Below are 26,397 nucleotides of genomic sequence, written 5' to 3' on the forward strand. Positions count from 1 at the left end.
CCTCCTTACTGGCTGGTCGCTGGCCCGCGCGACACGTCGATTTCAGTGGTATAGCCGCTGCGCACAAAACTGTGAGTAGATTTATCAATTAGCCATTGACCGGAAAGCACGCCAAAATCGGTTAGCTCGATTTTATTGCCCGCCGTCAGTTCCGGGCAGCCCATCATTGTGAGCGTTCCGGTTTGCTGATATTCGTTGTGGCTGTCGAGTGCAGCGTTGGCTTTTGCCTGTGCTGCGCCAACGTCCGTCGCCCGACTGTTCAGTTTTAGCGTGTCGGCACTGGTGCCGACTCCACGGGCAGACGGTTTTTGCTGGCTGTCGTGGGTGTAGATAACCAGTTCTTTTTTCTTACTATTTTGATGCTGTACGGTGGCGTTTTTGTAGATACGGTTAATGGTATCTTTGAAGGTGAAATGCGAAACGTCTTTGCGGTCGATCGTTTTTACCGGTGCCAGGCAGCGCAGCGTGGGTAAATGTGAAAAAATCAGCTCTTTTGTCGTCACTTTTACGGCATAACCATATTCACTGGCCAGACGTTTGAGAAATCCGACATCGGTTTCACCATACTGCGTTACCCGGTCGATGGTGAGCGGCTCGATTTTGCCCACCAGTTTCAGACCGTGCGTTTGGGCGATACGGCTGGCGATAGCCGAAAGCGTCGTTTCTTCAAAGCCCTGGCTGTTACGGGTGCGCAGCGCCTGATTGACGGAAGTGGCGATGCCATCAATATTTACCGTGGAAGGTGGCGCTGAAATATCAATTTTATCAATAATATATTGACCACAATCGAGCAGTTTTTCCCCCTGATAACCCATATGCAGCGCCAGCGTATCGCCTTTGCCGGGATACCACTCTTTTATCCAGCGTCCATCGGTGTCATCCAGTGTAATCGCGATGGTATCCGACTCGTTTTTAATACTGTCCTGGTAACTGATGCTGGTGACATAAGGCGTGATGTCATAAGTGATATCTTTATGCCCATACCAGAGGGTAAAAATGGGCGCGAGCGTGGCAAAGACGCCGCCAGTTACGCTTATCTCAGCCATGGTGGGAGCTCCGATACGGTTTTGTTGACGGAAATGACCGGAATGATGAGCTGAATACCGGAAGGTAGTACCGGGTAAATGGCGACATGTGGATTGGCGGCGATAATGCGTTCATAAGCCAGCGCATCGCCATAGTAATGCCATGCCAGATTATCCCAGCGTTCGCCGTCGGTGGTGATATGTTCAAGGTATCGCATCACCAGCTCCTCGTAATGGTTGCGGCAGCAAACTGACTCACTGCTGGAGTGGTTCGTTGTACCGTTGTTCGTGCCTGATCAACCAACGTTGCTGCTTTATCAAACGTCGTTTCGGCGATGTCGCTGGTAATGTCATCGAAAAGCGCCTGAGCATGGTCAACCAGCGTACTGGCGTCATTGGCGCAGTCCCGGATACCTGGCATGTTACCCAGTAAAGCTTTAATCTGCGCCGACAACGCTTTTGGGAGTCCTGCCAGCGTTTGCAGATCCATCGGCTGTATAAACAGGGTTTCGATGGCGTCGATTGTCTTTTTCAACGACGTAATTATCTTTTCACACTTTTCTTTTAACGCTTTGGCCTCTTTAATCAGTGCTTTCACTTTTGCCACTGTTTTTTTAATATCTTCAATGGATTGCGCCAGTTCATCGAGCATCTCTTTGGCTTTGCGCATACCTTCTTCAATGGCGTTCAATATCTGATCTAACCAGGACTCCTCCTTATTCGGAAAATCGCTCGCCTTTTCCTCGATATTAGGCTCCTGGGTGGTAATTGCCGGGGGCAGCAGTGGGTTTTTCGGATCGCCGGTATACTCCTGGAGCGACATTGTTCCACTTTGGGCAATCACATTGCCCCAGGGATCGGTGTGCTGGTGAGTGGCGGTTAACTCTGTAATTACAAACCAGCCGCGATAATCTCCGTTGCCAAACACCAGCGCCATTGCTTTGTGGGCGAGCATGGCTTCACGCAGTCGATTCAGCTCTGTTGTGGGTTGGCAAAACTGGCTGTGCAGGGAAAATTCCAGCGCCAGCATATCCAGCTTATCGCCAATAAACTGTACGCCAGGTTTGCCTTCAATACGGGCATGTGTGGCGTAATCCACGCCCATTGTGCTCTTAAAGCCATCCCAGAACGTGACAACTTTAAATTCAATCTCTCCTAAAACGGCATACATCAGGCATACCCCCGGCGCTGCTGCTGCGCCATTACATCGTTAATCATTCTTTCCAGTTCGCGTTTACTCATCGTCAACACGTTCTGAATCTCTTTAGTGGTGTTTTGTCCGTTACCCTGCACGGTAATTTGTGGCGAAAAATTCACCTGAACTTTTCCTGAGGAACGGGAAGGTAGCGTCGCCGCTTTGGTTACGGATTTACCAGGTAAAGAGGCCGATGCTTGTTTGGCGGCTGTATTTTTTGCCGCTGATGCCGATGGTAGCGTTGTCGTTTTACTGGATGGCGCGAGTTGTTTCCCCACTGGAGGCGTTAAAATCGCACCGGCAACGCCTGGAACAACGGTCGTGGAGGAGACGGATGCGGTATTACTCGTGCTTGTAACAGCCGTAGCCGATCCTTCTGTACTAATACCCATCGTGGTTTTTAGCCAGTCCGGTAAGGCGTTTTTGATCTGGTCAATAATGCCTTTCAGAGCGGGGAAGGCATTTATTATGCCGTCAACCAGACTGCCCAGAAGATTGCTGCCGAACTCGCTAAAACTTGCAGGCATCTCGACACCAAACCAATTCATCACACTGGAAAAGGCGCTATAGAACAAAGCCAGCGGCGACCAGTCGAGAATCAACCGGCAAATCCCTGCAATACCGCCGTCAAAGGCCGTGGTGATACGTTGCCAGATGGTCGAAAAGAACCTGGAGATAGGCTCCCAGTTGCGATAAATCAGATAAGCAGCACCCGCAATTGCGGTGATGACCAGGCCAATGGGATTCATCAATAAAACCCTACCCAACCAGAAGACGGTCTGACCTACCTGTTTCAGTGCGCCAATCAGGCCACGACCAAGCAGTTGCATTAGCCATTTTGCGCCGCCACCCAATGACTTAACCGCTGATAGCATCTTACTTGCCCCGCCTGTGAGCGCCAGACTTGCCTTGACTTTCAGGAAGATATCGACCAGACGAATAAACGGCGAGGTGATGAGGTTCGCGCCCAGCTTTAAAACATTCAGCGCACCGTTAAACAGCCAAATCGCCCCGACGATTTTCGCGATGTTTTGCACCAGTGTCGGGTGCTCACGTAGCCAGGTGCTGAACTGACGAATAACCGGCGTAAGGCTTTGTGCCAGCTCGCCAATCAGCGGCATTAATTGCAAGCCAATGCTGAGCCATAAATCATTTAACGCCAGCTGTAACGCTTTAGTCTGTTCAATGGGCGAGGCCATTTGCGCAGAAAAGTCGGCATCAATCAGATTCTTGCTGGTGGCTTGCATGGCAGAGGTTTTTAACTGGCGATATTCCTCCATATTCGCCAGCATAGGTGCCAGGAATTCCACCGTTTGCGCATCGCCGAACATTTCGCCCAGATTAAATTGCGTCACCATCGATTGCAGCGCATTGCTGCGAGCAGATAAATCTTCAATCTGCATAGTTCGTTTGAAGGTGTCGAGGATCGCCGGATTCATCTTCTCAAGCTGCATTTGTACGATATGAGTCATGGCTTCGCTAACACCCATACCGTTTTGCTGATGTTCAAGCAGAGAGCCTTGCAGATCGACGCCCTGGCTGGCGAACCAGTTATCGGTCTTTTTCGAAAAGGTGGTTTGCAGAAAGTGGTCGAAATTCTCCGCCGCCGCACTGGCGCTGGCTCCGTTTTTCATGGCGATCTGCATGGCGGCAGTCAGTTCAGCCATACCTTCCAGACCCTGAGCGCCGGTTTTACCTGCAAATTTGTCTATCCACAGCGTTTGCTCGGCAACGGCAGGCCCACCGCTTTTGCTAATGCCGTACATCATGTTTTGCGCGACGTGGAAATTTTCTGGCGCAATATTCAGTCGATCATGGGTTGCGAGCGCGGCATTCGCCCATGTTTCAGCACTTTCGCGCGTGGCGGTGGCAGCTTTGGCGATCTCCGGCATATAACGGTTGAGATCCTGTATCGACGACAAATTGCCTTCGATCAGCGTTTGGGCTGCGTTCTGTAAGGTGGTCTGATGCTGGTTAAAATCCATGCTCCAGTCGCGCAGATTAAGGCTGAGCGTCTCGCGAGTTGTATCATTCATCCCACCTTTGGTCGCCATATTGACCATGTTGTCCTGGAACTCATACGGCAACTTCCAGTCGGGGGCTTCAACATTGAATACTTTGCTAAATTGCCCGGCAAATGTGTGGGTTTTCTCCATCAGATTAGCGCGGCTGCGGCTATTTTCCTCCAGGCGGAGAGCGGAATCGGCAAGCCGCTGCGTTAGTTTGATAACTGTCGCTTGCTGAGTAGAGAGAGCTAACAATGTTCTGGCGTTGAGTGAGCCGTAACGGGCTATTGCCTGCGTCAACGTCTCATTACGCGCCTGAAGCTGGGTAATAATATCGTTGGCCAAAATTGTTTCTCTTATAGATTGGTGATGGCCCGCTGGTTAGTTTTCTGAAAAATGGGCTGGGAAGAAATAAACCTGGCGGGCTTTGAAGAACTCGCAGACATCAGGTCTGCGAGTCATATTCGATCTTTATTTGAGCGCTGGCTTCATCCAGCCAGTTGCTAAAGTCATCTATGGTGAGCGCGTCTATCTCACTGGGCGGAAAGCGAAACCATCTCGCCAGTAACGCCATCGCTTGCCATAACAGTGGCGGATTCTGTAGCCACGCTAAGCATGGATTGAAATCGTTTCTGCAATGCCTGGTAATCCAGCAAATCCATTTCAGCTAAATCTTCTGGCACCAGTCCGGTCATTGCCGCCATTAGCGGTTCATCCCATTCTTCTGGTTTTTCGCTGATCCGGCGCGCGTTGCGCATATCTTTTACTTTCAGGCGACGTAATTGCAGCGTGTCGATATTATTTCCTGCTGCCGACGTAAATGGAAACTGCAAGATATAATGTTCTTTCATTTTGTGTCCTTATTTATTTTGCAAAGTTCGGGGCCGTAGCCCCGAATAACTTAGCCACCGATGTTATTGCGATAGGTACTTAATTGATCCACACCATTAACCCGGAAAATATTGGCCATATAATCAAGTTCAAGCAGCGTTTCACCATCAACTACTTGTTTAATATAAGTGCAACCAAAGGCGCTGCTGAATTCCGGGTTTTCATTCTGTTTAAATGTGCCCAGTGGATTCTTTTTAAACATCACGGTTAAATGTGTCACTAACGCTAATTGATTCGCTTTCCCCTGGGAGTTATAGCAATCAATACTGGAGCGGCACTGTAATGCCACCGCCTGCCACGGGTTTGCCGTTTTACGCATGACGTCCTGATAAAAGGAGTTCCATTTAATTTCGCCCTCCAGTTTATCGAAACCTGCCGGGAGTTCGATTTTGCCGACCATACCCAGTGCCTTATGCTCTTGCATAATTAAACTGACATCCGGCAATTTAATTTCGGTTGCACGACCTAAAAGGTTATTACCATCGAGATAAATATTGGCGTTGGTAATACGGTTAATTTGAATTTTTCCAGCCATTAGCTATTGCTCTCCAGAGAGACTAAATATTCAGAAGTAATTTCAGTTTCAAACGTCAGACGTTCCAGCGGCGGTGGCGGGGTGAATTTATAGCTCAGCAATAAATGCCCGGCGCTGAGTTCGGTCGGTGAATTTCGCGCCGGATCGTACCAGCACTCAAAGCCAAGCAGTGCGCCGTCGGCAATCAGCTTACGGCCCCAGGTATTTACCGATTCGGTCAGGGCATCAATCAGCGCCTGATTAATCGGCATATCAATATACTGCTGACTGAAATAACGGATTGACTCATTAATTACATCGCCTGTCCGGCGGGCGTTTTCAAAGTTACGCATATGGGTCACGGTAGGCCATGCCGCTGTGCGGTTGCCCCACAAGCGCAGACCAGAGCCGTAACTATTGAAAATAGTGGTAATGCCGTTTTCGTTGAGCTGATTCACTTCGCTTTGAGGATCATCAATCATTGCGGAAAGCGAACGTTCAATACCGGTAATACCCTGAATTTCCTGGTTTGAGTTGCTCCACCAGAAACCTTTTTCGAGGTCTACTTTGGCACGTAGCCCGGCAGCGCGCGAAGAGAGCGGTTCGAGAACTTCCTGGTTAGTGATGCCATCGTAAACTTTGACGTGTGGGTAACATAAACGCGCACGATCAGAGCTGGTGTTGAAGTTGATAGCCCCTTGCGAACCGCGTCCTGCCAATACCTGCTGGAATGTCGTCCCAATCGGGGCATCAATGTAGGTAATCGCACCAAGTTTTTCCGCTTGTGCAATCAGCTCGGTAGTTACTGATTTTTGCGTACAGAACACGGGAGCAAGCAGGATTTTGGCGTAGAAACCATACAGGTTATAGGTGTCCTGTAGCAGTTTCATCCCCGTGCGATCGCCTGCGGTATTAACGGCACCGATAATATCGGCTGCGGTGACCTTTGTAGGGTCGCACCAGGAATAATAGGCGCAAACTTTCGCACCAGGAGGAATGTCGGCTCCTGTACGGGTAATTATGCCTGTTTGTTCATCTACGCTAAATGCTGCGGTGTTATAGGTTGATGAATTTGATGAAGAGGGCTTTAGAACCACGTTACGCACATTGCGGTGAGCGAGTTTCGCCTGGTTGTTAGCGTCAAAAGTGATACTCTCATTGCTGATGTTGGAGCCATGTTTTGCCGGATCCAGCACGTTAATCACCACCACCGTACCGGCACCGTGGTCATAAATCGCCTTCAGTGCCTGCGGGATCGTAAAGTTAGCCTGAGTCGAACCAAACTGCGCAGCATCGCTTTCAGAAAGGCATAATGTTGGTTTATTTACCGGACCACAGGGGGCCGTACCGATTAAAGCGATGACGGCGGATTTTACCGCTTTAACCGGACGCGGGCCGGTTTCAATTTCAATGGTTTCTACACCGTGCAGATAATTAGCTGCCATGTACAATTTCCTCTCCGTTATTTTGTTCTTCCTGAGTGATGACAGGTGTCAGATGATTGCGGGCAATCATGGTCATGACCCACTCGTTGTCTTCTGGCAGATCAATTTCACTGTTCGGCCACAATAAGATTTCTTGTCCGTCGGCAAGGGTGACGCCGCTTGCCGGGCCGTTGTAGATGTATTTCATTCAGTTTCCTCGTAATTAACTTCAGTAAGCAGGGTAAGGTCCGTGCTTTCCCGTTTCGCGATAAACAGCGAGCTGGTCGCCATTTCCAGGATGTAGCGGCAGAAACCACCGCTCTCGCCTGCATTGATTTCTTTTTCAAGCCAAAGAAGACGCTCGCAATCAGGAAGCTGGATCCCCCCCAGTGCGCTGCGTATGCGGTCCAGTGCGTTTAACGCGTCACAATTTTTGCCAACAATAACGGTGGCAGTTAAACGGAGCGTTTGCTGTTGCACGAGAGCATCACTGCTTTCAGACATGGCAAATAGAGAACCGCTATAATTAATAATCACTGTAACTTGCTGCGTCTGCGGAATATATTTATGGGCATCAACCGATGAAATAGATACATCCATTTCGGGATTCTGTTCACATAATCTGGTCACAACAGAATTCATTACTGATAAAATTTCCATATAGGGTATCCCTTAATTATCGCTGATTCGTTAACGCTCACTTCGTTATCGTTGAAATGTATTCTGACGTAGTGAAGGTGAAGGATCTTTTAATCTGCTTTAGAGAAAAAATTGAATTTAATAGCTACCGCGTTGTAATAGCTCTATTTTGCTATATAAGGCATCCAGCTTTGCTTCTAATACTGCCTGGCCACGAAGATAATCTTCTCTGCGGACATAATGCAGCGGAAGCTCGGCACGAAATTCGAGAAATTCTCTTTCCAGTTTCGACCAGTTTGTTTCTGATTCCCGGCGCGCGTTTTCCAGAGATTCAAAACGCTCATTAAGTCTTTTTTCAATTTGCGCTAACAGCAATTTTCCGGCAGCAAACATTAATCCAACGAAGGAAAGCATAAGGGAGATCACTTCCCAAAAATCGATACTGAGTTTCATCGGCCCCTCTGATTAGTGAAGACAGCTTGCCTGTCCCCAGAGTAAATAGCGGGCGGCGTGTTGATAGAGAATCATCTTTGGATAGCGACGATTTTCTCGCCAGTTCGTGGCGCTGCGCCCGGCGTTGACTTGCTCAACATGACCAAACCAGAGAGTGGCATCTAGCCCTTTGGATACAGCCAGTTTTTTATCCCGATTAACCCATCCCTGACCGCCGTTATAGGCGCTTAGGGTAAACGCCATACGCTGACAATCATTTTTCGCAGAGATGTTTTTCCACAAATACTGGTCATATTGCACCAGCGCGCGAATCGCCCAGGTTGGGTTATACGGTTTGTTTTCACGCAACTGCGGATACAACTGGCTTACCCATGTCGCTGTAGCAGGCATGAATTGCGCCATACCTTGTGCGCCAACGGGGGAACGTACCATTGGCTGCCAGGCGGACTCCTGGTGTAATTGCCCGGCAAAGTCGGCCACTGGGGCATTCAGTCCCCAGACTTCTCGAGCGGTACGAATTAGTTCGTTTCGCCATGCCAGAGAGGCTCTCGGCGGTTCAGAGGCGTTGAGTGGGAAAAGAACGAAAATAATCATAGACGCGATATATTTCAGCCACATCACTATAGCCCTAACGCGACGGAAAGGCAGACGGCAGCAACGATGATAGCCCGGCGAATCATTGCCGCCGCGCAGCAACGCGGTTCCTTCCAGGGGCAAAAAGAGTCAGGCCGTGCCCAGGGGAACAAACTGCGATCGAGCCAGTATCCCAGCACCGCGGAAAGCGAAACCAGGCTTAGTTTATAAATGACGACCGGGATTTGTGCTGAAGAGGTCCAGCCGATCACGACAAACAGCGCGACGGAAGCGACCAGCCAGCCGGAAAGCCGGGGAAATGTGATTTTTTTCATACGATATCTCCTGATAAATGAGCGTTTAGTGTCGTCAGAACCCGCCAGTGAAGAATGAAAAAAGCTTTAATAAATAAGTTTAAAAAATAGATTCTCTATAAATGAACATGCCCGCTAATAAATCCACCCGTCAATAAAAGAGCAAAAGGTGACCTGGCGAACAAGTGCATCATTATGCAGGGGAAAGATGATGGTGGATCGTAGGAATATTCGATAGTTATTTGATTTTTAAAGTTTGTTTAAGAAAGTCAGCGACTGTGAGGGAAACGATCTTTTTACACTACAAGTAAAAATAATACTGTATGTGTATACAGTATCGTGTAAAATGATACACCTGTTGACAAGAAACATAACGCAAACAATATATCTATTTCATGAATTTATGGCGTTCATTAATATTAAAAATTTATATTTTTGTTAATTGTTTATTTGTTTGTTGAATGTATTGAGTAGCAGTAATGACAACTGCTTAGCGTATATCCGTGGTTTTACACGCATCGGGTCTTATTCAGGATGCAAGATATATGGAGATGAAAAATGATACGAAAATCAAAAGAGATGGCCCGGACACCGGAGATCATTAACGACCTGGCTTTTCATGCATCGCAAGTTCTGATTGAAAGCATCAATCTCGACAGTTCATCGGCAGAAAATGTGGGCTTTGCCATTGCCGACCGAATGATGCGTAACTGGGGCGGACAAAGCATTTATTTCCCTAAGGGGATCTCCGGACGAGCATCGGAGCGTGACTACCAAATCTATAGCGAGTGCGATGGGCGCAACTACGCCGAATTAGCGAAGAAATATAATCTGACGCTGCAATGGATTTATAAGATTGTGAAGCGGGTGCACGCAGAAAAACAGCAGCAACGTCGGATGTAAATCGTCAGCATAAATGAGTCATTTAAAGGCTAATATCAGAAGTGGCTTGTCATGGTGTAAGCGCTATAAGATAGCGCTTACACCAGCAAGACGATTTACGCCGCCGTGATATTGGGTTTAGATAATACGCCGGGTGTAATTCCCGGCGTTATTTCACGCCATCAGCCCTTATTATTCTTGTGAATTCCCGCTGATTTCATTCTGGATAAGCGTCGCAATATTGTCATTCGATGCCGCTTGTGAACTAAATATCATCTTCTCACGCGCATACACCGCAAACTTATCTGCCAGATTCGAAGCAAACACCTTACTGGCATTCTCTGTCAGCAAATCGGTGACGATATCATGGTGATTTTTATCCACTTTTCGGGCGATATTTCCCGCCTCTTTGTCCTTATTATACCGTTCATTGGTGCTTTCCCAGCTTACCGTCGCTGAGGTGGTTTTTATCATGACGTTTGTTTGGTAGCCTGCATCTTTGAGTTTTTTTAATGTTTGTAGCGGCGTAGCGGCATTACGAAATGTTCCTTCGACAACAATGTTGAGTTTACCGACTATCGCTCTCTCAATTGCTCGTTCGACCGTTTCGCCGGAAAATTTCGCCGTATGGGTAACAAAATCATCCCCATAAGTTTGGTAGATATAATTAAAATCAGGGTGTAGAAACCGGAAATCATCACCGTTAATAATCATTATATTATTCTTTGTTTCCCTTTTTGCTAATTCAATCAGCGATGATTTACCCGCTCCGGGTTGCCCACCTAAAACAAAACCAATGGGATGCTGTTGCGGTGTGACTTCATGATTTGTCAGACGCTGCCAAATAGAATCAAAAGATACTTTATTTTCTGAATGTGCAGTATTATTGAATTCACGCTGATATTGAGTTCTTACCTGCTGAAGGTGACTCTTTCCCTGTGTAAAATCAACAAATTCAGCTGGAGTGGAATAAAGATAATCGCGATAGCCGACTAATCGTGTGAGATCATCGACTGAATCCTGACATGACGAAATGGAGCGATTATCAACGATATTTGATAAAAACGCGATGCACTGACTGGCTCCGTTTAAAAGAGCATCTTTTTCCATTAATGTAGCCATTAACACTCCTGTTAAATGATATTTTTCGGTGATTATAATACTGTTCTACAGGAGTGATTTTATTTTTCAGATATTATTTGATCTATGTTTTCAGTGAGGATGGCGTATAACAATTGGTGAGCGTTATACGCCAGTAGGAAAATATTACTCAAACAAATTAAAATGCAGCTTCTGCACAACTTTCTCGGCATCTTCGCCTGGCACCAGGAAGCACAGGTTATGGCTGGAAGCACCATAGCAAATCATGCGAATATTAAACGGTTCCAGCACGCCAAAGACCTCTTTGCCAACGCCGCAGGCTTTTGACAGGTCATTACCAATCAATGCCACCAGCGCCAGACCTTCTTCCACTTCTACCCGGCACAGTGCAGACAGCTCCATCAACAGGGATTGTGTTAACAGGGTATCTCCCGTTGACGTCGAACCCGTAGTGTCGAGAGTCAATGCGATACTAACTTCAGAGGTCGTGATCAAATCAACCGAAATATTATGCCGTGCGAGAATGCCAAAAACTTCTGCAAGAAACCCGCGAGAATGCAGCATATTCAGGCTGTGCAAAGTGAGCAGAGTCTGATTGCGACGAAGCGCCAGCGCACGGAACAATGGCGGGTCTTCGGTTTTATTACACACCAGAGTGCCACCAGCACGAGGATCTTTGCTGGAACCGACAAACACCGGGATATCGCTGCGCACTGCAGGCAGTAACGTTGCCGGATGAAGTACTTTGGCACCAAAGGTTGCCATCTCAGCCGCTTCTTCAAAGGCGATTTCATCAATTCGTTTAGCATCAGGCACAACGCGCGGATCAGTAGTATAAATTCCCGGAACATCTGTCCAGATATCGACACGAGCAGCGTGTAATGCTTCTGCCAACAGTGCTGCGGTGTAGTCACTACCGCCGCGACCAAGTGTTGTAGTGCGCCCTTTACTTTCACTACCAATAAAGCCCTGGGTGATGACTAATCCTTCACTGAGACGTGGGGTCAATTGCAGCGCAGACAGTTCCGCCAGCGCAGCAATATCTGGTTCTGCGCGGCCAAAACGATCATTAGTACGCATCACTTTACGCACATCGAACCACTGAGCCTGAACATTGCGTTCACGCAGAATCTCCACAAACAGCAGGGTAGACATCAGTTCGCCGTGGCTGACCAGTTCATCTGTTAATGCCGGAGAAGTTGCCAGCGCAGCTGCTTCCGCCAGCACCGTAATATTCTCCATCAGCCGTTCAATCTCATCACGGATGACATTAGGGTAGCGCAGACGTTCTACAATTGAGAACTGAATATTGCGAATAGCATCGAGTTTTTCGAAACGTTCAGTAGGTTCCAGACCTTCAGCCAGTGCCACCAACAGATTAGTGATCCCGGCGGAAGCTGAGAGGACGACTAAACGTACATTGGTATCAGAAAGCACAATGTCAGCACTGCGATTCATGGCGTCAAAATCAGCAACGCTGGTACCACCAAATTTAGAGACAACAATATCGGGCATAACTACCTCGTGTCAGGGAGTGAAAGAAGCGACCATGGCACAAAGGCAGAACTGAAACCGGTGCAGGCGCAAACCGTATTTATAAATAAAAGGTGCGGGGGAGGCTGTCAACGCTGGGATTATGCGGATTTTTCATGCAGCGGGGATGCTCAGAAACTGTGCTTATAACAGCTATACTTTTTATCCTCTTTCGCAGTTCGCCGAGCTAACGGCACTAAAACCATCACATTTTTCTGTGACTGGCGCTACAATCGTCCACAGTCACAATTCTCAAATCAGAAGAGTATTGCTAATGAAAAATATCAATCCAACGCAGACCGCGGCCTGGCAGGCACTACAGAAACACTTCGATGAAATGAAAGACGTTACGATCGCCGATCTTTTTGCTAAAGACGGCGATCGTTTTTCTAAGTTCTCCGCAACCTTCGACGATCAGATGCTGGTGGATTACTCCAAAAACCGCATCACTGAAGAGACGCTGGCGAAATTACAAGATCTGGCGAAAGAGTGCGATCTGGCGAGTGCGATTAAGTCGATGTTCTCTGGCGAGAAGATCAACCGCACCGAAAACCGCGCTGTTCTGCACGTAGCGCTGCGTAACCGTAGCAATACCCCGATTCTGGTTGATGGCAAAGATGTTATGCCGGAAGTCAACGCGGTGCTGGAGAAGATGAAAACCTTCTCGGAAGCGATTATTTCTGGTGAGTGGAAAGGCTATACCGGCAAAGCAATCACTGACGTAGTGAACATCGGGATCGGCGGTTCTGACCTCGGCCCATACATGGTGACTGAAGCACTGCGTCCGTACAAAAATCACCTGAACATGCACTTTGTTTCTAACGTCGATGGGACTCACATCGCGGAAGTGCTGAAAAAAGTGAACCCGGAAACCACGCTGTTCCTGGTAGCATCTAAAACCTTCACCACTCAGGAAACCATGACCAACGCCCATAGCGCGCGTGACTGGTTCCTGAAAGCGGCAGGTGATGAAAAACACGTTGCGAAACACTTTGCGGCGCTCTCCACCAATGCCACAGCCGTTGGCGAGTTTGGTATTGATACCGCCAACATGTTCGAGTTCTGGGACTGGGTCGGCGGCCGTTACTCTTTGTGGTCAGCGATTGGCCTGTCGATTGTTCTCTCCATCGGCTTTGATAACTTCGTTGAACTGCTTTCTGGTGCACACGCGATGGACAAGCATTTCTCCACCACGCCTGCAGAGAAAAACCTGCCTGTACTGCTGGCGCTGATTGGCATCTGGTACAACAATTTCTTTGGCGCGGAAACTGAAGCGATTCTGCCGTATGACCAGTATATGCACCGTTTTGCGGCGTACTTCCAGCAGGGCAATATGGAGTCCAACGGTAAGTATGTTGACCGTAACGGTAACGTTGTGGATTACCAGACTGGCCCGATTATCTGGGGTGAACCTGGCACGAACGGTCAGCACGCGTTCTACCAGCTGATCCACCAGGGTACGAAGATGGTGCCGTGCGATTTCATCGCCCCGGCTATCACCCATAACCCGCTCTCTGATCATCACCAGAAACTGCTGTCTAACTTCTTCGCTCAGACCGAAGCGCTGGCGTTTGGTAAATCCCGCGAAGTGGTTGAGCAGGAATATCGCGATCAGGGTAAAGATCCGGCAACCCTGGACTATGTGGTGCCGTTCAAAGTGTTCGAAGGTAACCGCCCGACCAACTCTATCCTGCTGCGCGAAATCACTCCGTTCAGCCTGGGTGCGTTGATTGCGCTGTATGAGCACAAAATCTTTACTCAGGGCGTGATCCTGAACATCTTCACCTTCGACCAGTGGGGCGTGGAGCTGGGTAAACAGCTGGCGAACCGTATTCTGCCAGAGCTGAAAGATGACAAAGAAATCAGCAGCCACGATAGCTCAACCAATGGTCTGATTAACCGCTATAAAGCGTGGCGCGGTTAATTAAATAACCTTAATAACAATGCCGACTATAAGTCGGCATTGTTTTATCAGATAAATCCCCTTGTCTGTGATTTAACAGAAATCATACCGTGAGGTTAATCCTAAAATAGATTTTTAATTGCGGTTGATTTCGGAAAATACGCAGGTTCATTCCTTTTTGTTTTATTTTAAGTTTATGATTTTCAATGTTATTTATATATAAGGTGAAACTTATATTTGATAATCATTCCAATTATCTTAAAACCCCATCACTAATTACCCGCACCGTAATTCGCATGCTTTAGTTGTGTATACTCGATCCCGCCCGAAATGTTTTTGGGTAAATCTCCATTCATTCAATGAAGGGAAATTGTTATGAAAAAAGTTCTGTATGGCATTTTTGCCATATCTGCGCTTGCGGCGACTTCTGCGTGGGCTGCACCTGTACAGGTGGGCGAAGCGGCAGGGTCGGCAGCAACGTCGGTTTCGGCGGGTAGTTCCTCCGCGACCAGCGTCAGCACCGTAAGCTCGGCGGTAGGTGTCGCGCTCGCGGCAACCGGTGGCGGTGATGGTTCTAATACCGGGACCACAACAACCACGACCACCAGTACCCAGTAATAAAGTATGTATCCCCAAAATAATTTGAGTCATCGCATCTGTGGCTTGAAGTATGACGGGGATTAACCATAACCACACTCCGGTGTGGTTATTCTGCCCCTCTGGAGAAGAGTCGTGAAGCGACCTGCACTCATTCTTATCTGCCTGCTATTACAGGCCTGTTCAGCCACGACTCAAGAGCTGGGCAATTCACTGTGGGACAGTCTGTTCGGTACGCCAGGCGTACAGCTGACGGACGATGATATTCAAAATATGCCCTACGCCAGCCAGTACATGCAGCTTAATGGCGGGCCGCAGTTGTTTGTGGTGCTGGCCTTCGCTGAAGACGGACAACAAAAATGGGTCACTCAGGATCAGGCCACTCTCGTCACACAACATGGTCGTCTGGTGAAGACTTTGCTTGGCGGCGACAACCTGATTGAAGTGAATAACCTTGCCGCCGACCCGCTGATTAAACCCGCACAAATTGTTGATGGCGCAACATGGACGCGCACGATGGGCTGGACCGAGTACCAGCAGGTACGCTACGCCACCGCGCGCTCAGTCTTCAAATGGAATGGCACCGATACCGTCAAAGTCGGCAGCGATGAAACCCCGGTTCGCGTGCTGGACGAAGAAGTCTCCACCGACCAGGCGCGCTGGCATAACCGCTATTGGATCGACAGCGAAGGGCAAATTCGCCAGTCGGAACAGTATCTCGGCGCGGATTATTTCCCGGTGAAAACCACTCTCATCAAGGCGGCAAAACAATGATTAAACAAACTATTGCTGCGTTGATTATGAGCGTGGGAGCGTCATCGGTCTTTGCGGCAGGAACCGTCAAAGTGTTCAGCAATGGCAGCAATGAGGCCAAAACGCTAACGGGCGCAGAGCATTTAATCGATCTGGTAGGCCAACCGCGGCTCGCAAACAGTTGGTGGCCCGGAGCGGTGATTAGCGAAGAGCTGGCAACGGCGGCGGCATTACGGCAGCAGCAGGCGTTGCTGACAAGGCTGGCAGAACTGGCGGCAGACTCCAGTGCTGACGATGCTGCCGCCATTAACGCCTTACGCCAGCAAATTCAGGCGTTGAAGGTGACGGGCAGACAAAAAATCAATCTTGATCCTGATATCGTGCGCGTTGCCGAACGCGGTAACCCGCCGTTGCAGGGCAACTACACGCTGTGGGTCGGACCACCGCCGTCCACGGTCACGTTGTTTGGGCTTATCAGCCGTCCTGGCAAGCAGCCATTCACTCCCGGTCGCGACGTGGCGAGCTATCTCTCCGGGCAAAGTCTGCTTAGTGGTGCGGATCGCAGCTACGCGTGGGTGGTTTACCCGGATGGACGCACGCAAAAAGCGCCGGTGGCTTACTGGAACAAGCGTCACGTAGAGCCGATGCCCGGCAGCATTATTTATGTTGGCCTCGCGGACTCCGTCTGGAGTGAGACGCCTGATGCCCTTAACGCTGACATTCTTCAGACTCTGACGCAGCGGATACCGCAATAATGAAAAAAAGACATCTGCTTAGTTTACTGGCGCTGGGCATTAGCACGGCTTGCTATGGCGAAACATATCCTGCGCCCATTGGTCCGTCGCAATCGGATTTCGGTGGTGTAGGATTATTACAAACACCTACCGCGCGCATGGCGCGGGAAGGGGAGTTGAGTCTGAACTATCGCGATAACGATCAGTACCGTTATTACTCAGCTTCAGTGCAACTCTTCCCGTGGCTGGAAACAACGCTGCGTTATACCGACGTGCGCACTCGGCAGTACAGCAGCGTCGAAGCGTTCTCTGGTGATCAAACGTATAAAGATAAAGCCTTCGATCTCAAACTGCGTTTATGGGAAGAGAGTTACTGGCTGCCGCAGATAGCGGTTGGTGCGCGGGATATCGGCGGTACGGGGCTGTTCGATGCGGAATATCTTGTCGCCAGCAAAGCCTGGGGGCCATTCGATTTTACGCTCGGCCTGGGCTGGGGATATCTGGGCACCAGCGGTAACGTGAAAAATCCGCTCTGTTCAGCCAGTGACAAATATTGCTATCGCGATAACAGCTACAAACAAGCGGGATCTATCGACGGCAGCCAGATGTTCCACGGTCCGGCCTCACTGTTTGGCGGCGTGGAATACCAGACGCCCTGGCAGCCGCTGCGTCTGAAACTGGAGTATGAAGGCAATAATTATCAGCAGGATTTTGCCGGGAAGCTGGAGCAAAAAAGTAAGTTTAACGTCGGGGCGATTTATCGCGTTACCGATTGGGCCGACGTTAACCTTAGCTATGAACGCGGTAACACCTTTATGTTTGGCGTCACGCTGCGTACCAACTTTAACGATCTACGCCCGTCCTACAATGATAACGCCCGTCCGCAATATCAACCGCAGCCGCAGGATGCCATTTTGCAGCATTCGGTGGTGGCGAATCAGTTAACGCTGTTGAAATACAACGCCGGACTGGCCGATCCGCAGATCCAGACGAAAGGCGATACGCTGTACGTCACCGGTGAGCAGGTGAAATATCGTGATTCGCGTGAAGGGATCATCCGTGCTAATCGGATCGTGATGAACGATCTGCCGGAGGGGATCAAGACGATCCGCGTTACAGAAAATCGCCTTAACATGCCGCAGGTGACGACGGAAACCGATGTAGCCAGCCTGAAAAATCATCTTGCCGGAGAGCCGTTGGGCCACGAAACGACGCTGGCGCAAAAACGCGTCGAGCCGGTAGTTCCTGCGTCCACCGAGCAGGGCTGGTATATAGACAAATCACGCTTTGATTTCCATATCGATCCGGTGCTGAACCAGTCGGTCGGTGGCCCGGAAAACTTTTACATGTACCAGCTGGGCGTGATAGGAACGGCGGATTTGTGGCTGACGGACCATCTGCTGACCACCGGTAGTCTGTTTGCTAACCTGGCGAACAATTACGACAAGTTTAATTACACCAATCCACCGCAGGACTCGCACTTACCGCGCGTTCGTACCCATGTGCGTGAGTATGTGCAGAATGATGTCTATGTGAATAACCTGCAAGCCAACTACTTCCAGCATCTGGGCAACGGCTTCTACGGTCAGGTCTACGGTGGTTATCTCGAAACCATGTTTGGCGGCGTGGGGGCAGAGGTGTTGTATCGCCCGCTGGATAGCAACTGGGCGTTTGGTCTGGATGCTAACTACGTTAAACAGCGCGACTGGCGTAGCGCGAAAGATATGATGAAATTCACCGATTACAGCGTGAAAACTGGTCATTTGACCGCATACTGGACGCCATCTTTCGCTCAGGATGTATTAGTGAAAGCCAGCGTCGGGCAATATCTGGCAGGGGATAAAGGCGGCACGCTGGAAATCGCCAAACGCTTTGACAGCGGCGTGGTAGTGGGTGGGTATGCCACGATCACGAATGTTTCGAAAGAGGAGTACGGCGAAGGGGACTTCACCAAAGGCGTGTATATCTCTGTACCGTTGGATCTCTTCTCGTCTGGCCCGACTCGTAGCCGGGCGGCAATTGGCTGGACGCCGCTGACGCGCGACGGTGGTCAGCAACTTGGGCGTAAGTTCCAGTTGTATGACATGACCAGCGACCGAAGCGTCAATTTCCGCTAACAAGCAGCGCCGAATACAGGAATCGTATTCGGCGTTGAACAAAACATACACAAAAAATATAGATCTCCGTCACATTTTTGCGTTATACAGGAAGCTCGCCATTGTGAAGGAGGTACTGCTATGACGTCACTCTCTCGTCCGCGCGTGGAGTTTATCTCCACCATTTTGCAGACCGTTCTCAATCTTGGCCTGTTGTGTCTCGGCCTGATTTTGGTTGTCTTCCTCGGCAAAGAAACGGTGCATCTGGCTGATGTGCTGTTCGCGCCAGAACAAACCAGCAAATATGAGCTGGTGGAAGGGCTGGTGGTTTACTTTCTCTATTTCGAATTTATCGCGCTGATTGTGAAGTACTTTCAGTCCGGTTTTCACTTTCCCTTACGTTACTTTGTCTATATCGGGATCACCGCCATTGTGCGCTTGATCATCGTCGATCATAAATCACCGCTGGATGTGTTGATCTACTCGGCAGCGATCCTGCTACTGGTGATCACCTTATGGCTGTGTAATTCGAAACGGCTGAAGCGGGAGTAAAAAGACAGCACGCCGAACTGGCGCGGCGTGCTGGACAGGAAGATTACAGCGTAGCAGTTTGTTGTGTTTTCTTCGTTTCCGGTTCCCAGAGCGCTTCCAGCTCCTCAAGGGTTTTACCTTTAGTTTCCGGGACAAATTTCCACATAAACAGTGCCGCCAGAACGCCCATACAACCGTAAATCCAGTAGGAGAAACCGTTGTGGAAATGGGCCACCAGCCAGGAGTTTTTGTCCATCATCGGGAAGGTCCAGGAGACGAAGTAGTTCGCCAGCCACTGGGCCGCCACCGCGATTGCCAGTGCTTTACCACGAATGGCATTCGGGAAGATTTCCGACAGCAGTACCCAGCATACCGGACCCCAGGACATGGCAAAGGCGGCAACATAGAACAGCATCGATAGCAGCGCCACAATACCCGGTGCCTGAGTGTAAAACGCAGTACCGAGGCTAAACATACCGATTGCCATTCCGAGCGCGCCGATAATTTGCAGTGGCTTACGACCAAATTTATCCACCGTCATAATTGCCAGAACGGTGAAGGTGAGGTTGATAACTCCGACAATAATGGTCTGCAACAGCGCGATATCGGTGCTGGCCCCCAGCGTTTTGAACACTTCCGGCGCGTAGTACAACACCACATTGATGCCAACAAATTGCTGGAAGATGGAGAGCATAACGCCGATTACAATCACGCCCACGCCAAACATCAGCAGACGACCACCGGTTTTGCGGCCATGATCCAGGGAGTGTTTAATTTCCTGTACTGCCTGAGTTGCAAGGGTGTTGCCCATAATTTTGCGCAGGATACCTTCCGCCTGTTCCTGTTTGCCGCGCGACATCAGCCAGCGAGGACTTTCTGGAACGGTATACAGCAGCATTAAGAACAGCAGTGCAGGGATACATTCCGAGGCGAACATATAACGCCAGCCGTCAGTATTCAGCCAGGTGGCATCGCCGGAACGGGCAATAAAATAGTTCACGCAGTAAACTAAAAGTTGCCCGAAAATAATGGCAAACTGGTTAAAAGAGACCAGTTTCCCGCGAATATGAGCTGGAGCCAGTTCCGCAATATACATTGGCGAGAGCATTGAGGCTAAACCAACACCAATACCGCCAATAATGCGATAAATAACAAATTCCGGGACATAACCTGCCAGATAAACAGGCACTGTGTTGTCCGGGTTTATTGAGGTAAAACCAAGTTCTGGCCAGGCAGAACCTACACCAGAAATAAAAAACAGGACAGCAGCAATCTTAAGTGAATCACGACGACCGAAGCGGTTACTGCAATAACCACCGAGGGCACCGCCGATGATGCAACCAATCAGAGCGCTGGCTACGCAAAACCCTAACAGGGAATTGGCAGCGGATTCACTTAAGTTTTGTGGAGCAACAAAGACGGTATTGAGTGACTCAACAGTACCGGAAATAACGGCGGTGTCGTAGCCAAATAATAAACCACCTAATGTAGCGACTAAGGTAATCGAAAATATATAACTGGAATTATACTGGGTACTCATTCAGACCTGCCTTAGGCTATTCCATTATTTTATCAGTACATTGATGTTGGAATTGTCTGGCAGTTATGACAATTATCATTTTTTACAACGCTTTTACGTTATGTATTTTCTGTGATCTTAATTCGGAAAATTTGTTGCAATTGATGAAAAAAAGAGTGTTGCCGTGACTCAGAGCACGAATAAGAATTATCGTAAGTATAAAAACATATAACGTAATAAATTTTGTATATTGGAAAATATTAATCGTTGAATAATAAAACTTGTGATTGGACGAAAAAATGGCGCTCCGTGGAGCGCCGAATAACAGTCACAAGATGGAATAACAGACTTGAGGGTGCAGTGGCATAGCCCGTTTCCGGGCTGGGTTACAGCTAAATATCGACAACAATTAACCTTTCACACCACCCGCCGTCAGGCCGTTGACCAGCCAGCGTTGGGCCAGCAGGAAAACCAGAGTGATAGGAATGGCTGACAGCACCGCCGCTGCAGCAAAGTCGCCCCACAGATAGTTTTGTGGGTTGAGATACTGCTGCATACCAACAGCCAGCGTGTAGCTGTTTACATCACGCAACAACAGTGATGCGACAGGAACTTCGGTGATTGCGGCGATAAACGACAGAATAAACACGACTGCCAGAATCGGTACTGACAATGGCAGTAGTACCAGACGGAAGGCTTGCCATGGTGTTGCGCCATCCAGCGCCGCAGCTTCTTCCAGTGACCCATCGATGGTTTCGAAATAGCCTTTAATTGTCCAGACATGCAGGGCAATACCACCGAGGTAGGCGAAAATCACACCGCCATGAGTGTTCAGACCAATAAACGGGATGTACTGGCCGAGGCGATCAAACAATGCATACAATGCCACCAGCGAAAGCACTGCCGGGAACATCTGGAAAATCAACATTCCTTTCAGCAGTGTTGCTTTCCCCGGAAAACGCATTCGGGCGAAGGCGTAGGCGCAAGTGGTGGAAAGCGCCACAATACCCAGCGCGGTGATGCCAGCAATTTTTACCGAGTTCCACAGCCACAACAGTACCGGGAAAGGTGGTGGTGTGACGCGACCGTCGGCGTGCTCTACGCTGAAACCTAATGCCAGTTTCCAGTGCTCCCAGGAGATATGTTCCGGGATCAGGCTACCCGTGGCGAAGTTACCTTCGCGCAGGGAGATGGTGATAACCATCAGCAACGGGAACATAATTGCTGCGATGAAAACCAGTAACCCTACGTGGGTGATGAATAAACGCAGTTTTTGCGATTTAGGTTGGACCATTGCCATATCTATTGTTCCTTAATCAAACTTCATCCGCGTGGCTTTCAAATTCACAATCGCCAGTGCACCAACCAACAGGAAGATCAGCGTGGCAATCGCTGCCGCAAGCCCAAAGTCCTGCCCCCCGCCACCTTCAAAGGCGATACGGTAGGTGTAGCTAACTAACAAGTCGGTGTAACCGGCTGGCGTGGTGGTGCCGAGTCGATCAGGTCCGCCATTAGTCAACAGCTGAATCAGTACAAAGTTATTGAAGTTAAAGGCGAAGCTGGCAATCATCAGCGGTGTCAGCGGTTTGATCAACAGCGGTAATGTGATCTTGAAGAAGTTCTGTAACGGACTCGCACCGTCCATTGCTGATGCTTCGTACAGGTCGTCAGGAATCGCTTTTAACAAGCCCATGCACAAGATCATCATGTATGGATAACCGAGCCAGGTATTGACGATGATAATCATCAAACGGGCGGTATTCGGATCGCTGAACCAGGCCGGTTTAATGCCAAACAGCGAACTGAGCATCATGTTGATTTCACCGAAGCTCTGGTTAAACAACCCCTTGAAGATCAGAATCGAGATAAATGACGGCACGGCGTAGGGCAATATCAGCAATACGCGATATATCGCTTTACCTTTTAACGCTTCCCATTGCACCAGGCAGGCCAACACCATGCCTACCGCGACGGTCAGCAAAACTGTTAACACTGAGAACACCACGGTCCAGGCGAAGATGGCCAGGAACGGCTTCTGAATACCTTCATCGGTAAAGACGCGGGAGAAATTGTCCCAGCCGGTGGTGACGGTATAACCGGGACTTAATTTTTCATCGCCCCAGTGACCATCAGCGGTCAGTGACTGGTAGTAACCAATCTCATTGTTCGGGCGATATTTCACGCCGCTCTGATTATTGGTCAATGTGCCATCTTCAGACAGCGTGTAGAGCGGCTGCGTGCCGGAAAACTGGCGCAGCGAACTCATTATCACTTTGTTGTCATTAGGCAATATGGCGGTGATATCGTTTAATGCCTGGCGGTTTTGCGTGATAACGCGCAGTGTTGCGCGTTCGCCTTCAGGAAGCGTATCGCTCTCTTTCAGTTGTAGCTTCTGCACGCCGCCAAATTTAAAGGCATCTGAAAGATAATATTTGCCACTTTCTCCATCAGTAAGGGCCAGTTGCCACTCATCACCCGCTGGATAAAGGCCAAAGTTATAGGTTTTTCCTGACTGCCAGGTACGGTCTAACAACACTTCCTGCGCGCGTTCAAAAGTCAGCTGGTTAGTGCTGCTGTAGTTGGTAAAAGCAATAGCGATGGTACAAACCAATGGGAACAGGACAAATAGCCCCATACCCGCCATACCAGGGTAAACATAGCGCCAGGCGTAAGTCTTACGATTGGCAAAAATATACAGGCCAGCAGAGCTTAAAATCAGCGTCATGATGGCGAACAGGTATTCCCCTTGTGCGTACATTAAAACAACAAGGTATCCCACCAGCAGACTTAGCAGACCAATAACTGACCATTTCAGTGTGTCGCTTTGCCACCAATGTTTCTTTTTAATGACATCCATGGGGATCTTCCTCATTCCAGAACGGATAAAGCGTTTACGCTGCATCCGACAACAACCGCCTGATACGACGCTGACGCGTCTTATCAGGCTTACATTCGTTTCGGTTTTGTTGGCCGGATAAGGCGTTCACGCCGCATCCGGCATTTCACAGCATTACTTGGTGATACGAGTCTGCGCGTCTTTCAGGGCTTCATCGACAGTCTGACGACCGCTGTCAGCGTTAATTACCGCAGTACGTACCGCATACCAGAAGGCAGACATCTGCGGAATATTCGGCATAATTTCGCCTTTCTGGGCGTTATCCATGGTGGCGGCAATACGCGGATCTTTCGCTAACTGCTCCTGATAAGATTTCAGTGCAACAGCGCCCAGCGGTTTGTCTTTATTCACTTCTTCCAGACCCTGATCGGTCAGCAAGTAGTTTTCGAGGAACTCCTTCGCCAGTTCTTTGTTCGGGCTGGCGGCGTTAATACCGGCACTCAGAACACCAACGAACGGTTTAGACGGCTTACCTTTGAAGGTTGGCAGCAGCGTCACGCCGTAGTTCACTTTGCTCTTATCGATGTTGCTCCATGACCACGGGCCGTTGATGGTCATCGCTGTTTCGCCTTTGTTAAAAGCTGCTTCTGCGATGGAGTAATCGGTGTCTGCGTTCATGTGTTTGTTTTTGATCAGATCAACCAGGAAGGTTAAACCGGCTTTCGCCCCTGCGTTGTCCACACCGACATCTTTCACGTCGTATTTGCCGTTCTCATACTTGAAGGCGTAACCACCGTCAGCGGCAATCAGCGGCCAGGTGAAGTACGGTTCCTGCAGGTTGAACATCAGCGCGCTCTTACCTTTCGCTTTCAGTTCTTTATCCAGTGCCGGAATTTCTTCCCAGGTTTTCGGTGGGTTCGGAACGAGATCTTTGTTGTAAATCAGAGACAGCGCTTCAACCGCAATCGGGTAGGCGATCAGTTTGCCGTTGTAACGAACGGCATCCCAGGTGAAGGGATAGAGTTTGTCCTGGAAGGCTTTATCCGGGGAGATTTCTGCCAGCAGGCCAGACTGTGCATAGCCACCAAAACGGTCATGCGCCCAGAAAATAATATCCGGGCCGTCGCCAGTAGCAGCTACCTGCGGGTACTTCTCTTCCAGTTTATCCGGATGTTCGACAACGACTTTGATACCCGTGTCTTTCTCGAATTTCTTACCGACTTCAGCCAGGCCGTTATAGCCTTTATCGCCGTTAATCCAGATGACCAGCTTGCCTTCTTCAATTTTGGCGAGTGCCGTGGCGGAAAACATCAGTGTTGTCAGGGCCGACAAAGCAAGGATGCGTGCGCCAGTTTTAATTTTCATATAACCCGTCCTTTTCCATTTGTGTATATTGCTCGTGGATACGCAGAGGTCGCTTAACGGTCTTTAGTTTCTTTCTATGACATCCTCTTTCCATCCTCCTTTCCCCTACGCCCCATTGCTGCTTTATGTGATCTGTGTTGCATAAATGAGCGTAATGCGGGGTGGCGCACATAAAATAGACATGTTTTTTGCAACGGGGGTCACGAAATTCCTCCTGGTTGCCAGCCATCCGTCGCAGTACCTGCTTTCTCATCCTCCCGCCTCCTCCCCCATAAAAAAGCTGGGGGGTGGAGGATTTACCTAATCATCTGATGCCGCATAGTCAGCCCATCATGAATGTTGCTGTCGATGACAGGTTGTAACGAAGGGAGAAGGGCATGGCGAGCGTACAGCTACGAAATGTAACGAAGGCCTGGGGCGAAGTGGTGGTATCGAAAGATATCAATCTCGACATCCACGAAGGAGAGTTCGTGGTGTTTGTCGGGCCATCAGGCTGCGGTAAATCAACATTACTACGTATGATCGCCGGGTTAGAAACCATCACCAGTGGAGACTTGTTTATCGGGGAAAAGCGGATGAACGACGTGCCGCCTGCGGAACGCGGTGTCGGTATGGTGTTCCAGTCCTATGCGCTTTACCCCCATCTCTCGGTTGCGGAAAACATGTCGTTTGGCCTGAAGCTGGCGGGCGCTAAAAAAGAGGTGATTAACCAGCGAGTTAATCAGGTCGCTGAGGTGCTGCAACTGGCACATCTGCTGGATCGTAAACCAAAGGCGCTTTCTGGTGGGCAACGTCAGCGTGTGGCAATAGGCCGTACGCTGGTGGCGGAACCCAGTGTGTTTTTACTCGATGAACCGCTCTCCAACCTTGATGCCGCGCTGCGCGTACAGATGCGTATCGAAATCTCCCGCCTGCATAAACGTCTGGGCCGCACCATGATTTATGTCACTCATGACCAGGTCGAGGCAATGACGCTGGCGGACAAAATCGTGGTGCTGGATGCCGGTCGTGTGGCGCAGGTCGGCAAGCCGCTGGAACTTTACCACTATCCGGCGGACCGCTTTGTCGCAGGCTTTATTGGTTCACCGAAGATGAACTTCCTGCCAGTGAAAGTGACCGCGCTCGCCATCGATCAAGTGCAAGTTGAACTGCCGATGCCAAATCGCCAGCAAGTCTGGTTGCCGGTAGACAGCCGCGATGTCCAGGTTGGGGCCAACATGTCATTAGGTATTCGCCCTGAACACCTGTTACCGAGCGATATCGCTGATGTCACGCTGGAAGGCGTGGTGCAGGTGGTAGAGCAACTGGGCAACGAAACGCAAATTCATATCCAGATCCCTTCAATACGTCAAAACCTGGTGTACCGCCAGACTGACGTGGTGTTGGTAGAAGAGGGTGCCACATTCGCTATCGGCCTGCCGCCAGAGCGTTGTCATCTGTTCCGTGAAGATGGCACTGCATGTCGTCGACTGCATCAGGAACCGGGCGTTTAAGCATTCCACAACAGACACAA

The 26,397-nt window shown here is 49.5% G+C and carries 26 protein-coding genes; 8 read left to right on the plus strand and 18 right to left on the minus strand.

Annotation, left to right across the window (positions count from 1 at the left end; genetic code table 11):
* Positions 1–5: 5 nt before the first annotated feature.
* From EFER_RS20455 to EFER_RS20510, 12 genes are all read right to left on the minus strand, one after another.
* Positions 6–1,046, minus strand: a complete 1,041-nt coding sequence (locus EFER_RS20455) for a phage late control D family protein (protein ID WP_000808051.1) — start codon at positions 1,044–1,046, stop codon at positions 6–8.
* Positions 1,034–1,243: a tail protein X gene (locus tag EFER_RS20460; protein WP_001269713.1), complete on the minus strand. Its 210-nt coding sequence runs from the start codon at positions 1,241–1,243 to the stop codon at positions 1,034–1,036. The genes EFER_RS20455 and EFER_RS20460 overlap by 13 nt, the downstream gene beginning before the upstream one ends.
* A complete protein-coding gene (locus EFER_RS20465; protein ID WP_000271437.1) occupies positions 1,243–2,196 on the minus strand; it encodes a phage tail protein in 954 nt (317 codons plus the stop codon). The genes EFER_RS20460 and EFER_RS20465 overlap by 1 nt, the downstream gene beginning before the upstream one ends.
* Positions 2,196–4,571: a phage tail tape measure protein gene (locus tag EFER_RS20470; RefSeq protein ID WP_001262475.1), complete on the minus strand. Its 2,376-nt coding sequence runs from the start codon at positions 4,569–4,571 to the stop codon at positions 2,196–2,198. The genes EFER_RS20465 and EFER_RS20470 overlap by 1 nt, the downstream gene beginning before the upstream one ends.
* A 188-nt stretch (positions 4,572–4,759) precedes the next feature.
* The gene (locus tag EFER_RS20475) at positions 4,760–5,077 is read right to left on the minus strand and encodes a phage tail assembly protein (protein WP_000658216.1); all 318 of its coding nucleotides are present in this window, start codon (positions 5,075–5,077) and stop codon (positions 4,760–4,762) included.
* 50 nt (positions 5,078–5,127) lie between these two features.
* On the minus strand, positions 5,128–5,652 hold the full coding sequence (locus EFER_RS20480) for a phage major tail tube protein (protein WP_000907502.1): 525 nt from the start codon (positions 5,650–5,652) through the stop codon (positions 5,128–5,130).
* Entirely contained in the window at positions 5,652–7,076 is a 1,425-nt protein-coding gene (locus tag EFER_RS20485) for a phage tail sheath subtilisin-like domain-containing protein (protein WP_000729836.1), read from the minus strand. Before EFER_RS20485 ends, EFER_RS20480 begins: the two co-directional genes overlap by 1 nt.
* Positions 7,066–7,263, minus strand: coding sequence for a hypothetical protein (locus EFER_RS20490; RefSeq protein ID WP_000875309.1), 198 nt, complete (start codon positions 7,261–7,263; stop codon positions 7,066–7,068). The genes EFER_RS20485 and EFER_RS20490 overlap by 11 nt, the downstream gene beginning before the upstream one ends.
* Complete coding sequence (locus tag EFER_RS20495) at positions 7,260–7,715, minus strand: Gp37 family protein (protein ID WP_000404766.1); 456 nt, start codon at positions 7,713–7,715, stop codon at positions 7,260–7,262. The genes EFER_RS20490 and EFER_RS20495 overlap by 4 nt, the downstream gene beginning before the upstream one ends.
* Positions 7,716–7,832: 117 nt before the next feature.
* Positions 7,833–8,147: a hypothetical protein gene (locus tag EFER_RS20500; protein ID WP_000777271.1), complete on the minus strand. Its 315-nt coding sequence runs from the start codon at positions 8,145–8,147 to the stop codon at positions 7,833–7,835.
* A gap of 12 nt (positions 8,148–8,159) precedes the next feature.
* Complete coding sequence (locus EFER_RS20505) at positions 8,160–8,765, minus strand: transglycosylase SLT domain-containing protein (RefSeq protein ID WP_000266450.1); 606 nt, start codon at positions 8,763–8,765, stop codon at positions 8,160–8,162.
* A 2-nt stretch (positions 8,766–8,767) separates the two neighbouring features.
* A complete protein-coding gene (locus tag EFER_RS20510) occupies positions 8,768–9,055 on the minus strand; it encodes a putative holin (RefSeq protein ID WP_000724378.1) in 288 nt (95 codons plus the stop codon).
* Positions 9,056–9,592: 537 nt separating this feature from the next.
* Between EFER_RS20510 and EFER_RS20515 the strand changes: the two genes are divergently transcribed.
* Positions 9,593–9,937, plus strand: coding sequence for a Mor transcription activator family protein (locus tag EFER_RS20515; protein WP_000619863.1), 345 nt, complete (start codon positions 9,593–9,595; stop codon positions 9,935–9,937).
* A gap of 171 nt (positions 9,938–10,108) precedes the next feature.
* Here the strand turns inward: EFER_RS20515 and EFER_RS20520 are convergent, their stop codons facing one another.
* Positions 10,109–11,038, minus strand: a complete 930-nt coding sequence (locus EFER_RS20520; RefSeq protein ID WP_000212698.1) for a zeta toxin family protein — start codon at positions 11,036–11,038, stop codon at positions 10,109–10,111.
* A 144-nt stretch (positions 11,039–11,182) separates the two neighbouring features.
* On the minus strand, positions 11,183–12,532 hold the full coding sequence (gene lysC, locus EFER_RS20525) for a lysine-sensitive aspartokinase 3 (protein WP_001112915.1): 1,350 nt from the start codon (positions 12,530–12,532) through the stop codon (positions 11,183–11,185).
* A gap of 292 nt (positions 12,533–12,824) precedes the next feature.
* Between lysC and pgi the strand changes: the two genes are divergently transcribed.
* The 6 genes from pgi (at position 12,825) to psiE (ending at position 19,185) form a co-directional block, all read left to right on the plus strand.
* Positions 12,825–14,474, plus strand: coding sequence for a glucose-6-phosphate isomerase (gene pgi, locus EFER_RS20530; RefSeq protein WP_000790002.1), 1,650 nt, complete (start codon positions 12,825–12,827; stop codon positions 14,472–14,474).
* A 354-nt stretch (positions 14,475–14,828) separates the two neighbouring features.
* Complete coding sequence (gene yjbE, locus EFER_RS20535; protein WP_000757333.1) at positions 14,829–15,071, plus strand: exopolysaccharide production protein YjbE; 243 nt, start codon at positions 14,829–14,831, stop codon at positions 15,069–15,071.
* Between the two features lie 114 nt (positions 15,072–15,185).
* The gene (locus EFER_RS20540; RefSeq protein WP_015953922.1) at positions 15,186–15,824 is read left to right on the plus strand and encodes a YjbF family lipoprotein; all 639 of its coding nucleotides are present in this window, start codon (positions 15,186–15,188) and stop codon (positions 15,822–15,824) included.
* Positions 15,821–16,558 (plus strand): capsule biosynthesis GfcC family protein, encoded by a 738-nt coding sequence (locus EFER_RS20545; protein WP_000595511.1) that lies wholly within the window; start codon positions 15,821–15,823, stop codon positions 16,556–16,558. Before EFER_RS20540 ends, EFER_RS20545 begins: the two co-directional genes overlap by 4 nt.
* Positions 16,558–18,654, plus strand: coding sequence for a YjbH domain-containing protein (locus EFER_RS20550; RefSeq protein ID WP_000745723.1), 2,097 nt, complete (start codon positions 16,558–16,560; stop codon positions 18,652–18,654). Before EFER_RS20545 ends, EFER_RS20550 begins: the two co-directional genes overlap by 1 nt.
* Before the next feature lie 120 nt (positions 18,655–18,774).
* The gene (psiE, locus tag EFER_RS20555) at positions 18,775–19,185 is read left to right on the plus strand and encodes a phosphate-starvation-inducible protein PsiE (RefSeq protein ID WP_000202902.1); all 411 of its coding nucleotides are present in this window, start codon (positions 18,775–18,777) and stop codon (positions 19,183–19,185) included.
* Positions 19,186–19,228: 43 nt separating this feature from the next.
* On the opposite strand, the gene xylE is transcribed toward psiE, so the two are convergent.
* The 4 genes from xylE to malE all read right to left on the minus strand — a co-directional run bounded on the left by xylE (position 19,229) and on the right by malE (position 24,884).
* Complete coding sequence (gene xylE, locus EFER_RS20560; RefSeq protein WP_000107424.1) at positions 19,229–20,704, minus strand: D-xylose transporter XylE; 1,476 nt, start codon at positions 20,702–20,704, stop codon at positions 19,229–19,231.
* A 388-nt stretch (positions 20,705–21,092) separates the two neighbouring features.
* Positions 21,093–21,983: a maltose ABC transporter permease MalG gene (malG, locus tag EFER_RS20565; protein ID WP_001252083.1), complete on the minus strand. Its 891-nt coding sequence runs from the start codon at positions 21,981–21,983 to the stop codon at positions 21,093–21,095.
* 12 nt (positions 21,984–21,995) lie between these two features.
* Complete coding sequence (malF, locus tag EFER_RS20570; protein WP_015953923.1) at positions 21,996–23,540, minus strand: maltose ABC transporter permease MalF; 1,545 nt, start codon at positions 23,538–23,540, stop codon at positions 21,996–21,998.
* A gap of 153 nt (positions 23,541–23,693) precedes the next feature.
* Positions 23,694–24,884, minus strand: coding sequence for a maltose/maltodextrin ABC transporter substrate-binding protein MalE (malE, locus tag EFER_RS20575; RefSeq protein WP_000695373.1), 1,191 nt, complete (start codon positions 24,882–24,884; stop codon positions 23,694–23,696).
* Between the two features lie 377 nt (positions 24,885–25,261).
* Here malE and malK point away from each other — a divergent pair, with 377 nt between their 5' ends.
* Positions 25,262–26,377: a maltose/maltodextrin ABC transporter ATP-binding protein MalK gene (gene malK, locus EFER_RS20585; RefSeq protein WP_000179181.1), complete on the plus strand. Its 1,116-nt coding sequence runs from the start codon at positions 25,262–25,264 to the stop codon at positions 26,375–26,377.
* The last annotated feature ends 20 nt before the right edge of the window (positions 26,378–26,397 follow it).

It is taken from the genome of Escherichia fergusonii ATCC 35469, assembly GCF_000026225.1.
GTDB lineage: Bacteria > Pseudomonadota > Gammaproteobacteria > Enterobacterales > Enterobacteriaceae > Escherichia > Escherichia fergusonii.